This is a genomic window from Legionella qingyii (assembly GCF_003184185.1).
The window spans coordinates 95,046-108,443 of the sequence record NZ_QHJG01000008.1 but is presented as its reverse complement, the minus strand read 5'-3'; the positions used below and the strand labels follow the sequence as shown (position 1 = coordinate 108,443).

The window sequence follows — 13,398 nt, the reverse complement described above, 5'->3', positions numbered from 1 at the left end:
AAGCAACGGATATTTTTTGCTATTTACAATAATGCAGCACTGGATAATCGATAGTTATTTTTTCCTGTCGATTTCACTGCATACAATGCTTCATCAGCTTGTTTGATTAAGCTGTTTAAGTCACAGCCATCAGCTGGGTATAGGCTTATGCCAATACTGCCTGTAATTGAAATGTCATGTCGTTTTATGGTTATAGTTTTAGCAACAGCATCAAGAATTTTTTTTGCTATAGTTTCAACGGAACTTACATTAGATAATTCAGTGAGCGCGATAATGAATTCATCGCCACCTTGCCTGACAAGTATATCAGTAGACCGTAAAATAGTTTTTAACCTTTTTCCTATCTCTATTAATAAGAGATCTCCTATATCATGCCCCAAATTGTCATTTACTCTTTTAAAATAATCCAAGTCCATAAATAAAATGGCAATTTGTTTTTGGTAACGTATCGCATAGGCTAATGCATGATTAAATGATATTTCCAACTGCTTTCTATTTCCCAAACCAGTTAAAACATCATGATGAGCAATATATTTAAGTTCTTGCTCTGCTCGTTTTTGAGTATCAATATTTTGAATTTGTGCAATAAATTGGAGTGGTTTATTCTCTGGATCTCGGATTAATGAAACACTAAGTAAAATCCATATGATGTCGCCATTTTTATGAATATAGCGTTTCTCCATATGATAGAATCGTATTTCCCCCGCCAATAATTGCCGTATATAATTTAAATCCAGCTTTAAATCTTCTGGATAGGTAATGGATTGAAAATCAGTATTCAATAATTCCTTTTCTGAGTATCCAACAATCTGACAAAGAGATTCATTGACTTTTAGCCATCGCCCCTCCAAAGAAACTATAGCCATACCAATTGCTGCTGAATTAAATGCAGAACGAAATCGTGACTCACTTTCTTCCAATGCAGCATTTATTCTAATTAACTCGTCAATTAGATCTAAATTCTCATAACGCAATTTAAAATTTTTATTAAGCAGCCCATATCCTATCGAAGATACAATTGATACAAAACAAAAATAAATCAGTAATGCGGCTCCAAGTAACCAATAGGTCAGTGTATTTTGATAAAAAAGCCAAAAGCTTAGAGGAAGAATGGATAAAGTAAAAAATAAAAGACTTGCAAAAAGATTGGGCTGAAGAATATGAAGTCCACCAGATGCTACTCCGATAATGATAATGATGACCAGCATTTGATCTAACAGATTGTTATAAGGAATTAGCACTGATCCTGCTACTCCCCATAGTGCACCATAAATAGCACCAAAACTTATTAACCATTTTAAATAGTATTCTGATGATAAGGGACGATAAGAATTAAAAATATATACACTTACATGTAATGCAAAAATGGATAGAGTAGCCAGAAACCATACAAAAAGAGTTTTTGGATTGATAACTGTATATAGTCCAATAAAGACTATTAATGAGCATAAAAAATTTGCAGGGATGCTTAATAATAAGTTTTTATTAAGCAGCATTATGCGCTCGGCAAATATTACTTTCTCTATTTTCTTACTGTCTATTCGAGCATCTTGCATGTAGATCCCATCAAATTTTAAAGAGAAGCTAAACCTCAGTTTTAGTTTGATAATTCTACATATTAATATAGTAGATAAATATTAATTGGTGTTCTTTAACTGCTCTCTAGAATCCAGTTTGGGGCACTGAAGACCCTTGGTTTACCTGAGCCAGCTTTTGTTCTTTCTCTTTATCCCATCGATCTTGCAGCTTTTGCAATCGTTCTTTTACGTCAGGAGCAAAAGTCAGTTCTGGAGGAATTTTTTGGGGATGATTCTTTTTATCATCTTTTGAAGTCTTCAATGCGCTGGGAGCAACTGCAGATGAATTAAATTTAGCCAGATGAGGCTCTGACTGTTCTTCCAATTCCGGATTCTTCAATGCGCTGAGTATCACTCCAGATGAATCAAGTTTAGCTAGATGAGGGTCTAATTGTTCTTGCAGTTTTTTCGCATGTTTAGGATCTACAATCCACATAGCATCAGTTAGCGCGGGGATGCACATGTTGGGCTCATCATTTACCCACCAACCTAAATCGCTCATGGCTTCACGTACGAAATCCGCATCTTCGTTCTCTTCATCAAGAGCATAACGTAATATGGTGATAAGAGCTTTTTCTGGATCTTTATAATCAATAGGAAGTTTCGAATCTGAATTCAAAAAGCTAAACCAGCCATGTTCTAATTTTTCGTGGTATTTCTGTTTAAATTGTTTGCATAATTGGGCTGCACTTTGTTCTGGAGGTGCCGAGAGTTTATATTTACCCAAACCTTCCGGACTTTTGTAGTATTCGGACATTAACAAGGCATGCATCGTAGCAGTTGGGTGAACATCATCCCAAAACATATGTTTCGCTCCTGGAGATGTCCCCTCCGGGGTTATTTTATATTCAGGTGAATCTATGTAGGGCTCTTTTAGTTTGTCTTTATCAAAATATTCATGGTATTTTGAATCTTTGCCCTTATCAAGGACATCATTATAAACTGTGCTAAAGACTTGATTGATATTAAAAAGATCAATAGAGCAATCAGGACGGTTCTTATTTAGTTTTGTTTGCAGCTCCAGATATTTGGTTCTTAATTGCGCATTGAAATAGTTTGATATTTCTCGAGCGTGTTGACACTCCTCAGGTGATTTATTCTGGAAACGTGGAGTTAATGATAGATCGGGCAAATTACATAAAACAAAATTTTTATAACCTTGTTTAATTAATTTCTCAATATTATCAATGTTACTCTGTACCGCACGATCAGCAGCTTCCTTTGTTAGGTCCGAATTTGCTGTAATTAAATCATTTGCCCCGGAAAATATAGTAATAAGTGTCTTTTCCTTTTGTTCTTTAGTAACTTCCTGTTTCTCATTATCTTCTAAGAATTGCGCTACCTGCTTCGATAAGTTGGATACAAGCAAACGGGTGAAAAAAAGCTTTATCGATGTAAGCAGGGAATAAAAGGAAAGAAAATCAACACTCCAGCTGTAATCATAAGATGTTGCACCACCCTGGCTATAATTTACAAAGAAATTTCGACCGTTAAATTGCGCAGTCCGGCCATTATCAAGAGAGTAATATTCTTGAACGTATTGCCTATAACGGGGATCTGATATCAATTTGTCTGATATATCATCAGAGGATTCTTGCAGTGGAGCTTTGGTGAGCCTCTTTTCTTTGCGAGGATCCGGGACATTTTTTCTGTATCGACCTGCGATTGCGGCATCAGTTAAGTCAGCATTATCAAGTGTATATCTTGGCTCTTTTTCGTTTTCTGGAGTGCTTTCTCGTTTTGCCGCGAATAGATGGCCTTCATCTCTATCCTGTGCATGTTTTTTACGTTGCACTTCATTTGATTCAGCCTCAACTTCATTCGAAGTGTATCTCTTTCGCTGATAGGGTGATTGATAAAGAATATCATCACTGATATCCGCAGAGTCAAGATTATATTTTCCAAAATGATGTTCAGTATCTTTCTTTATTTTATCCTCATTAATGAATTTGCTAATGAGGGTCGCTCGCAGCACGTCTGCCCAGGTATAACCATTGGTAAAGCGTTCTTTGGGGGACTTATCCAATCCTAGCTCTTTGTCCCAGAGCCCATTTATAAAGGATCCTAGAAAAGAAAATTTTTCCCCCATGTTTTTTCCGTCAGAAAGGCTATCGCCAAATACGACGAAGTAACTTATTTCTTTTTGGGCAGGGCCGATAGGTTTTCTGATATCTGTTTTGGAAGTCGCCATATAAAATAACTACATACTGGGCAATATTTGTTATTTTATAGATAGATTATTAAGGTTTTATTAATAGGGGAAAAAGAGAAAAGTAATTATTTGCAGCTTACTTCTCTTTTTCAGGAAGAAATTGGGACAGTGCACTGGCAATAATTAATGCAGCTGGAATAATTAATAGAGTAAGTTGATAATCATATAGGGTATGGAGGTTTGTATCGCCTTTAGAGTAATCCAGTAAATAGCCTACCAGTGGTTGTAGAAGAGGGGCTGAAGCCATTGCTAAGGTATTGGTAAACCCAGTGCATGCAGAGAGCGACTCAGGTGGCGCTAGTTCATTCGCGATGGTAAATGCAAGCATATACGCGCCGCAACATAGCCCAATTGCAAACAAAAGTACCCCAGTGAGGAAAATAGCGTGTGTGGGTATGAAAAGAACAAGAATAAATAAAATGGCAGTTGATAAGCATGAAATATGAATAAGTGGTTTGCGTTTAGACAAATGAATTGAGAGCCAGCCGTAAATAGGACAACTTAAACCCGCTCCTAATAAAGTCATGGATGTAAGTATACTGGCAGTTTCTAGAGAACAGTTTAATTTTAACTGAAGGAAAGGAACTGCCCACATTGCAGCAAAAACAGTAATAACCGAAAACTCTAGACCAACAAATAATCCATTAATCCATACTAATTTATTTTTTAGCATAAGTAGCAAATGTTTTTTATACTGATGATGATCCGTAATTACAGGTTTATTACTTGGAATAAAATTCAAACATAAAAAAGCAATTAAAAGACCTATGATACCGCTTCCTGCAAGAAAGTAATGCCAGCTAATGCGACTTATCTGGGAGCCCATTCCAATCATGCACAATACCGTAACAGTAAATCCTAGAGTTTCTGTAAGCCCGATCATAAACGCATATAGCCTTAGGGGATAATGTTGGCGCAGCACACGTGTCATACCTACAAACGCAAAAGCAGAGCCGCCACCGATAATGAGACGCCCAAGAAATAGCACGAATAAGTTGTATCCAGTAGAAAATAGCAAACAACCCAAGGCACACAGTAAGGCGTTTAAGGATAATAGAGTTCGCGTATTGTATCGATCAAAAAGAAGACCTACGGGAATTTGCATTGTGGTATAAACATAATAAAAAGCACTACTTAATAGACCGGCAGTGAATGCTGTGAGTTGTTTCTCATGCATTATAGCGCCAATAATAATCCCTGATGATAATTGCAAGAAAAATTGAAACAAAAGAAAGAATACGCTGACTAACCATATAATGGTTCTTTTGGAGCTGTGTGAAGGTGTTGGGTGCAATAAATTCATTAATCTGTTTCAAGAAAAAAGGCGAAATATATAGCATCATGGAGAGAGTGTAAATTTATTTTGAAAATTAAGGCGCAGCTTGAGTTAAATTTGCGCTGATCGCAGCAGCTTGGGGCAGGGTAACGAAAACGTGGATGTTCTAATACGTTCCAATACCTCAGGTCTCGTTGTATTACCTCCATACTATAAATGCAACCAAGCATTAATTGCATCTAATGGAAATGAATGATGGGCACACCAATTCTGAACAATACGATTATCTAAAGTTGAGGATATTCCATGCACTCCAGGCGTCAGTTTTTCGTTCAGAAGCATTAATGCAGCAAGGTTATGAATATAAAACTCCGGATCGATATATTTCATTGGTGTCGGATCATGGAGTACGAAATTGATTGGCATTTTATGATTTAAGACCTCATCATCACTAAAGTGAGGACCAAACTCATCATAGACTCCTAAGTTAGCTAAAATTTTTCCGCTGAACCAGGAGTGAGGATATTCGTTCATCACTGCTTTTTTCCCTGTTGCGCTAACAACAACATTCACTTCGATTAATGCACGTTCCAACTCACTGAAATCCTGAGGAGCGATTGCTTTGATACCTAACTTTTGGGCTAAATTTCGTTGTTGTTCAGTCGGCTCAACAACAACTACAGGAATTTTATTCTGTGTGCAAAAATAGGCGAGTCCTCGGCCGATTTTCCCAAAACCAAAAATAATCCATGAGGTTTCAGCGAGATTGACTCCTGTCAATTGAACCAGAGCCACATGACTGCTTTCAGCACACCCAAAAACTGTCTCGAGTTGTTTTGTCATCGTGCGATCCACGCTAATCACAGGAAAATTAAGTAGTTGCTGTCGGTAAAATTGATCCCCAGAACCGGTTAATTCGATTGCACCAATTTTAGGCTTTCCAAGAAATTGATAAAGCTGTCCGCCACAATCAAAATAAAGATCAAATGGTTCTCCAGCAAGTGAGCGTGGATCGTCTACATAACGAACTTTGGCCTCCTTTAAAGAGGATACTGCCTGTGGATGAGCATGACAAAATTCTGTAGGATTGGTGACGGTGACATCGGCTCCTGCTGCAATTAAGCAAGCTATTTTTAATAAAGTATTGGTTACTACAGGAACATGATGAGCTACTCGTAACCCAGTCAATGGACGTGTGACACTCCATTCTGCAAGTTGTTCATGCATAAAAGGAGCTTCTGTTTGAGGATATTTTTGAAAGATTTTTTTTAGTGCGTCCTGCATTATATTATGACCATAATAAAAAATGCCTAATCGTAGCATAATTTATTGACAGGACTTACGAAAAAAACCAATCTTTTCGTTAAAAAAATTTTTTTCATTCAGTTATTTAGTTTATCTAAACTCCCTCATTTAAAACAGTTTTTGCCTCGATCTTGGAGTTTTTCGTAAGTCCTGATTGATCCATTATATTTCCGAAAATAAAAGTACCGTGGGTTGAAGCGAAGAGAAACCCAGGTTTTCTAAAGAGGGACAAAAGTATTTAGCCCAGGTTCCCTGTTGATTTCACCCAGGCTATAAGCGCGGTTATGTTATTATTTGCTCATTGATAATTTGTGCTCAATGGTAGAGGAGCTGTCATTGCTAAGCCAGCTAACAATCCATTGCCAAAATCCAGTGACTAGACTTTGCTTTGCAGGAGTAAAGAACGAATAATTTTTCATGGTACCTTGAGGTTGAGGCTTGCATATTTGATTTAAATATTCCAATTCCTCTTTAAATAAGGTTTTAGTTAGAATTCTATTATTCCCATTAACTTTTTGATTGATTGAATCAATCAGTGCATCTATATGGGGCAACTCATCCTTAGTAAAAGATTTTCGAATCACGGCTTCGAGCTTCTTCCTGGCAGTATTTTCATTTGTAATTTGAAGTTTTGACATCAAATCCTTTTTCAATTGAGTCGTGTTATTATTTGCTAAAATTGCATATTCGATAATATTCAACTCTTGTTTTGTTTTAGCTGATTGAATCAAATTATTATAATGCTTGGCACGAATTTGGCCACGATAATAATCAAAAAAATAAGAAAAATAACTTAAAGTTTGGTCACGATGTTTTAGATAATCTTTTACTGCATCAGTACAGCTTTTTTTCAATTTAGCCAGATTCGATTTATCCAAATTCGATTGTTTCGTATCTTTTTTAGAAGGTAACGATTTTTTCTCCATTTCTTTTGGTTCTGGTGAAATCACTTTTGCTTGAGGCGCGAAAAAGCGTTGAATTTCAGGCAAAACAAAATTCTCAGGTAAGTTTACTCGTGCTAAACTTTCACGAAGTAATCTGATTGTTGTATGGAATTCATTAGCAACGGCGTCATTTTGCATCGAAAGCGGTCTTTGAAATTGTCTGAGCAAGCAATGAAGCTTAAATTCCAATTGACAAACCTGTTTAAATCGAGGGTTATCGATTAGTTTTTCCAAAAGCGCACAATTGCTTTCACTCAAGTAATCTGGGTCAATATCTTTTCCAGCCATAATAATTTTTATTTGCGCCAGATGATTCGCTATTTCCAGATTTTCAATGGGCTGATCCAAATCAATGTTCTGCTCATTAATAATCCTCTGACATTCTGCAAATATTTTAGCAAGTTCTTCCAATGCTTGTTTCAAGGGTAAACTGTCAAAAATATGACGATAAATTTGATTGTTTAAATCGAGTTGCTCTTCCAGCATCTTGAGCTCAACGCGTTCCAGAGCTTTTTGAATTACTTCTTTATATGGATGTGCTAATTGAGTAAGAACTTGAGGATTTGTACTGTTCAGAAGTTGAAACAGCTTAGGACGTACGTCGGTTTTATCATAATGGGCTTCGAGATTCTCCATATAAGCCTTGATGATGTCCGCACCATGGTCTTGTATAGGCTGTTGCAGGTCCTCATCCAAGTCGGTCAATTTTTTATTTTCAAGAAGATTGCCTAGTGTCGCCCATTCTTTTTGTTGTAATGCTTCAGTTATTAATATTTGCAGGCTGTATTGCTTTTCAAATAAGGGGAAGACACTTGCAAAGAGTACAGGATCTTTTAACGCATCTAGAATACTCTTATTGGGAGCACTTGGAAGATCACTTTGCTTAAACAAAGTATTAAATATCTTCTCATTTTTTTCTTTAACTGCTCTTTTTAAAAGATTTAAATAAAGTGTGCTGCTTTGGATTGAAGGATCTTGCTCTGGATTTTTAATTGAATTCAGAAGCGAAGCTCTAGGATTGGGGACGTTGGATTTTAATAATAATTGATAAAGTCTACCATAGCCTTGTTCATAGATTCTATCAAACAAAGCAGGAATAGGTTGATCACCAAATAATTGTTGAATTGCAGATTTTCTTTCAATCGTGCTCAGAGTAAATTCTTTGGCAAGGAGCTGATTGGCTATTTTTGTTTGCTTTTGAGCACAACTAAAAAGAAATAATTCTTTAAAATCTAATCCGAAATTAAGATTAGACTCAATAAATGGTGCTAAAACAGAGTCATTACCTTTTTCTATTGCTTGTTTAAGTAATTCTACAATAGGTTGTTTTAAAAGAGTTTCAGGGGTTATTCTTCCTTGACTCAAAAATCGGGCAACCAAATTTTTATTGTTATTGACTAATGCGGATGTAAAAATTTGTTCTGTTAATTCATCATCAATTACAACTGTTTCTCTATCGAGTAAAAAGTCTAAAGGTATTAACAGGTTATTTTGTGCCAGCAGGGCAATAAGTTTTGGTCTTTGCTTTAATGTTGGCGCGAGTTGTAATAATAATTTAATTCCATTTTCATTTTTGTCCTGGATTAAGTCATTGAGGAATTCATCGAGTTCCTCTTCTTCCCAGGTTACTTTGCTAAATAATGTTTTTGCTAGAGATGGAAGCTTATTCTTGAATAAGTCTTTGATTCGTTTTTTTTGTTCTTGTGGCACTGCGTTCAATGAAAGAATATCGGAGGGAATCTTGGTTATAACTCGATTGAGTTTGGCAAGATTTCTAGTATTTGTAGCCGAAGCATTGAGGTACTCATTAAAAAGTTGAGGGGCCTTTTGAGCACATATCGTTATTACAGGCGCAATATTCCAGTTTAAACTGTATTCTAAAATGAGTTTCTTTATTTTAGGGCTTGCATCTGCAAAACAGTTTTCGATGATTGCGTAATCTTCATAATCAAAACATAACATGAAGAGTGCACGTATATCCTCGGTTTTACGCAGCACGTTGAACTTTAATTGAGTAAGAGTATCTAAAATAGATAAGTCTTCTTCTTGTAATCCTTTAGTGTAAAGGAATTCCAAGGTGTCTTGTTCAAGGCGGCTTTTTTGGGACTGCAGTTTTTCCTGAAGAAACAAACTCATTTCTTTATTGCCATTCAATATGGCAATGGTCAGTGCACTTTTGAGCATTTCTTCGGGAATATTATCTCTCCATGCTTTTTTAACATGCTCATTTTTTCGCAGGAAAATAAGGGCATTGAGTAGCGTTATTGAGCCAAGCGGCGTGCTTAGATCAATTAAATCGTATTCACGTTTTTCGACATGTCCCCAAAGCGTCGAATTTGATTGTGCAAGCCATGCGTGGGCATAAGTTTCAAAAATGGTTTTATCGTCACGCTGCATGCATTGAGCGAGCAAATCAGGATCCTGAAGATTAACCATGAAGCCATTTTCAAAGAGTTTTTTCAGAGTGGTCACATTAATCGCTTGAATAAGCTCTTGGTTAAAAATAGAAGTAAATGATTTTGGGTTAATTTTGGCATTTATTAATTGCTTGAATAACAAATGTAAAACATGATGTTGGTTGGCGATAGCAGCACATTGAATTTGTTTTATTATTTGTTCTGGCGACAGTTTACTTAAAAACTGGTCTATTGTATTAGAATCCACTTCTTGTTTAATAAACGTCAGAAGTTGCAAATGATTATAAGTCGTTTGATTTTTATGTTCTTGAGTAAGATTTAATTGATCTAATAACTTTAATATTTTGGTGTAATCTGCTTCCCTTTTCATAGGTAGCACAAGTTGTTTTACTGAGCGATCCAGAAGCATCTGCAATTCATTTTTTAACTCTTCTTGTTCTTCAACTGCAGTGTATGTTTTGCGATAATGATCAATTAACTTTTCTGCTTCTTTAAGGTTTCCAACAAAGAGAGTGAACTGAATTCCTTGTAAAACAGCTTTTTTTAGAATGGGTGATTTTGGTTGTTGTATTAAAAGATTGTTAAACTCAGGACGAAAATATTCTTTTGTTAGTGTGTCATAATTGATTTTGTTCTGCTTAAATAAATATTCGAGGGTGTCGATATCATTTGCTATAGCCGCAAAGAAACTGGAATTTGTATCGATCTGACCTGCAATGGAAATTTGATGTAACTCGTCATGTGAAGGGTAGTGTTCAGGAGTTGCATCAGGAGGAGCAAATGCACGAATGGCTAGTCCAAAAGAATCGTCTTTATAATCAAAGCAATCTTTAATTTCTTTGATTAAGTCATCAATTGATTCAAGCTCTTTGGTTTTTTTGTTGTAATTCGGATCGTAAACTATATATTTTCCGTTTTCGACAGATAAAGTGATAGCATGGTTTTTACTAAAAATTGAATAGAAGCGATTATTGCCCGTAATTTTTTTGAAAATTTCTTTCCAGTGTGCTTCAGCTGTTACGAGTCCTAAATTAAATTCATTTCTTAATGGTTTAGTTCCAATATCTAATATTTTTTCGACGTCACTTTGTAAGAATTCATAATAACTATATTCATCGGCACGGAATGTTTTTTCAATTTTGATAATGAAATCTCCTTTTTTATTCAATGTGAAGTCAATATTGCCTTTTTGTTTTAGACAAAGATTTACAACATTAATAATTTTGCCTTGATTCGGCATAGTAAACTCCTCAATTTTTGATGTTGCGATTATAATTGACATATTAATTGAATACAATGCAGAGTGTATCCATATTGGTCACTACGGGATAGAGGGGGGGGATTTTAAAAATGGGTAAAAGTTATAATTCTATACTTCAAAAATAACTTCTTTTGCAGGTGGTCTTAAATTATAGTGGGAACTCATACTATGTCCATATGCTCCAGTATTTGCAATTAAAATGATATCATTTTCTCGAGTTAAGGGGAGTAACCGGTCGTATCCCAATGTATCTCCAGATTCACAAATCGGACCAACCAAATGCGAAAAACCAGCTTTTTTTGAGTGCAGTTGACTTAAATTGACAATTTCATGATAAGCCCCATATAAAGAAGGCCTGATTAATGAATTCATCCCTGTTTCAATTCCTATAAATTGGACTTCGCCTTTTTCCTTACATTGAGTGGCTTTTGCTAAGAGGACACCGCTTTCTGCAACGAAATAGCGACCAGGCTCTAACCAGAACTGCAAATGTGGGTAATTTGCTTTTACTTTTAATAATCGTGAATCAAGTTTTGTCAGGTCCAAGGGTTTTTGTCCTGGTTTTTCAACAATTCCCAAACCACCACCTAAATTAATGAATTCAATATTAGGGAATTTCTCAATGAGTGATGTGAGTATTAAAGCGGTTTGCTCCCAAAGCTCTGGTGTAAGAATTCCACTTCCCGAATGTGAGTGCAGCCCAATGACATGGATATTATACTTATGAGTTAATGTTCTAAGTTGTTCTATGTCATTTTGGTCAATTCCAAACTTTGACTCATTTCCTCCGGTTATAACATGTTTGTGGTGGCCCGCACCTGTACCAGGGTCAATACGGACTATAATGTTGCGGTTTTTGAATAATTCAGGCCAGTTTGCTAAAGGGTATAAATTATCTATTGTAATATAGCAGCCTAAATTCATGGCAAATTCATATTCTAGCTTTGGGGCAAAATTTGGCGTAAATAAAATTCGTTTTTTGTTCATATGGGGGAATAAATCTGTTATTCGTTTTAACTCCTGAATGGAAACACATTCAAATCCAATGCCTTCATTTTCCAAAGTTTTTAAAATAGAAGGATGGGGGTTGGCTTTGACTGCATAAAATAGAGTATCGATTGATTGTAAGCTCAGTAACTGTTTGGCCTGAGATACTTGGGTTTCGCAATGATATACATAGCATGGAGAATGTTGTTCTGCAATTGCAAGCAGACGGTCACGCTCGATTTCCCACCATGGGGTAGGGCGATTGATCCTTTTTTCAGTTTTTTGGGGATGAAATACTTTTTCGAATTGAATGATAAAATTATCCAAAATTTGATTGTCTCCAAGAAGATAATCATTGGGTATCATGCATAATTGTTCAAATCCCTCAAAAAATTGGTCGGTTTTATTTTCCAGGGAATAGTGTTCATATAAGTCAGATAGTCCAGCGTAAGCAGCTGATTTATTCAATTTAAAATCTTTATCGGACTTTTGTTTGAGACATAAGGTGAGCGCATCAATAATTCGGCTATTTTGGGTCATTATGAGCTCATGATTTGATTGCATCATATGAGAGTATAATTTACGAATTGTATTAATTCAATTCACATTGCCTTGTGTGTGGTTTGATATTGGTCAATATGATGTATTAATTTATGCTTGCAATTTTATTTATGCTCACATAGTCTGTACTAAAAAATAATTATTCATAAGGAATTGATATGGCGCAAGATAAAATAAATATTGATGATGCAGGAAAGACTGGTGCTATAGTTGCTCTTGGAAATACAGTTTTAGCGCCTTTGTATTGGGTTGATGCGAAATTGGGTTTAACTGCAGCAATTGTTGCGACGAGTGCATTTTTATATGGTGCGCATGAAATAGGTAAGAAAAGAAGACCGATTGCAAATGGTGTAAATAGCTTAAATTCCTTTTTTGGTGGTAATACAGGCGATAAAAGCACGGAAGTGCAAAATGCTCTAGCAAATATTGTTGTTGGAGGTGCGGCTATATTTGACGAAATTATGCCTAATGATAAAAATAATCGTCCATAATATTTTCATTTTTAGATAATTTATTAAGGAAATGTATTATGCCTCGAGAACAAGTAAGTTCTGAAAAAGTTTTAAAGACTGGTGCATTAATCAGTTTTGGAAATTTATTTATGTCACCTTTTTACACCAGATTAGGCCCATTTGCTTCGCTGACTCTTACCGCCGCCGCGTTATTTGGATTGCATGAAGTAGGCAGAAGCAGGCAGTCGGGAAATGGCTTTTGGGGCTTTTTTTCAAATAAGGCCAATCCGGATGTTTCTTGATTTAAACACTGCTGTGAAAAACGTTGTGGAGGGTGGTGCAACGGTGTTTGATCAGGTTTTCCCTCCGGGAAAAAAATAGTGCAAGCGCCCACGCTCCATTCACT

At 35.9% G+C, this 13,398-nt stretch carries 7 protein-coding genes and 1 pseudogene; 2 read left to right on the top strand and 6 right to left on the bottom strand.

The window, feature by feature from the left end; translation table 11 throughout:
- Positions 1–23: 23 nt before the first annotated feature.
- The 6 genes and pseudogenes from DGG96_RS06515 to lysA form a co-directional block, all read right to left on the bottom strand.
- On the bottom strand, positions 24–1,556 hold the full coding sequence (locus DGG96_RS06515) for a GGDEF domain-containing protein (RefSeq protein ID WP_110141478.1): 1,533 nt from the start codon (positions 1,554–1,556) through the stop codon (positions 24–26).
- Positions 1,557–1,662: 106 nt separating this feature from the next.
- The gene (locus tag DGG96_RS06510) at positions 1,663–3,768 is read right to left on the bottom strand and encodes an SGNH/GDSL hydrolase family protein (RefSeq protein ID WP_110141479.1); all 2,106 of its coding nucleotides are present in this window, start codon (positions 3,766–3,768) and stop codon (positions 1,663–1,665) included.
- Positions 3,769–3,865: 97 nt separating this feature from the next.
- Positions 3,866–5,092 carry an MFS transporter gene (locus tag DGG96_RS06505; RefSeq protein ID WP_110141480.1) on the bottom strand — a complete coding sequence of 409 codons (1,227 nt, stop codon included), beginning with the start codon at positions 5,090–5,092 and terminating at the stop codon, positions 3,866–3,868.
- 183 nt (positions 5,093–5,275) lie between these two features.
- Complete coding sequence (locus DGG96_RS06500; RefSeq protein ID WP_110141567.1) at positions 5,276–6,349, bottom strand: Rossmann-fold NAD(P)-binding domain-containing protein; 1,074 nt, start codon at positions 6,347–6,349, stop codon at positions 5,276–5,278.
- Between the two features lie 311 nt (positions 6,350–6,660).
- Positions 6,661–10,971 carry a hypothetical protein gene (locus DGG96_RS06495; protein ID WP_110142063.1) on the bottom strand — a complete coding sequence of 1,437 codons (4,311 nt, stop codon included), beginning with the start codon at positions 10,969–10,971 and terminating at the stop codon, positions 6,661–6,663.
- Positions 10,972–11,100: 129 nt separating this feature from the next.
- A pseudogene (gene lysA, locus DGG96_RS06490) lies at positions 11,101–12,240 on the bottom strand (diaminopimelate decarboxylase); the annotation flags it as partial.
- A 458-nt stretch (positions 12,241–12,698) separates the two neighbouring features.
- Here lysA and DGG96_RS06485 point away from each other — a divergent pair.
- Together DGG96_RS06485 and DGG96_RS06480 are read left to right on the top strand one after the other, a co-directional pair.
- A complete protein-coding gene (locus tag DGG96_RS06485) occupies positions 12,699–13,031 on the top strand; it encodes a hypothetical protein (protein ID WP_110141483.1) in 333 nt (110 codons plus the stop codon).
- Positions 13,032–13,069: 38 nt separating this feature from the next.
- Positions 13,070–13,294 (top strand): hypothetical protein, encoded by a 225-nt coding sequence (locus DGG96_RS06480; RefSeq protein ID WP_240610441.1) that lies wholly within the window; start codon positions 13,070–13,072, stop codon positions 13,292–13,294.
- Positions 13,295–13,398 lie beyond the last annotated feature (104 nt).

Excerpts from the sequence above, each read along its gene's own strand:
- DGG96_RS06515 (WP_110141478.1), bottom strand. The coding sequence starts at position 1,556 with ATGCAAGATGCTCGAATAGACAGTAAGAAAATAGAGAAAGTAATATTT.
- DGG96_RS06510 (WP_110141479.1), bottom strand. The coding sequence starts at position 3,768 with ATGGCGACTTCCAAAACAGATATCAGAAAACCTATCGGCCCTGCCCAA.
- DGG96_RS06505 (WP_110141480.1), bottom strand. The coding sequence starts at position 5,092 with ATGAATTTATTGCACCCAACACCTTCACACAGCTCCAAAAGAACCATT.
- DGG96_RS06500 (WP_110141567.1), bottom strand. The coding sequence starts at position 6,349 with ATGCAGGACGCACTAAAAAAAATCTTTCAAAAATATCCTCAAACAGAA.
- DGG96_RS06495 (WP_110142063.1), bottom strand. The coding sequence starts at position 10,971 with ATGCCGAATCAAGGCAAAATTATTAATGTTGTAAATCTTTGTCTAAAA.
- DGG96_RS06485 (WP_110141483.1), top strand. The coding sequence starts at position 12,699 with ATGGCGCAAGATAAAATAAATATTGATGATGCAGGAAAGACTGGTGCT.
- DGG96_RS06480 (WP_240610441.1), top strand. The coding sequence starts at position 13,070 with ATGCCTCGAGAACAAGTAAGTTCTGAAAAAGTTTTAAAGACTGGTGCA.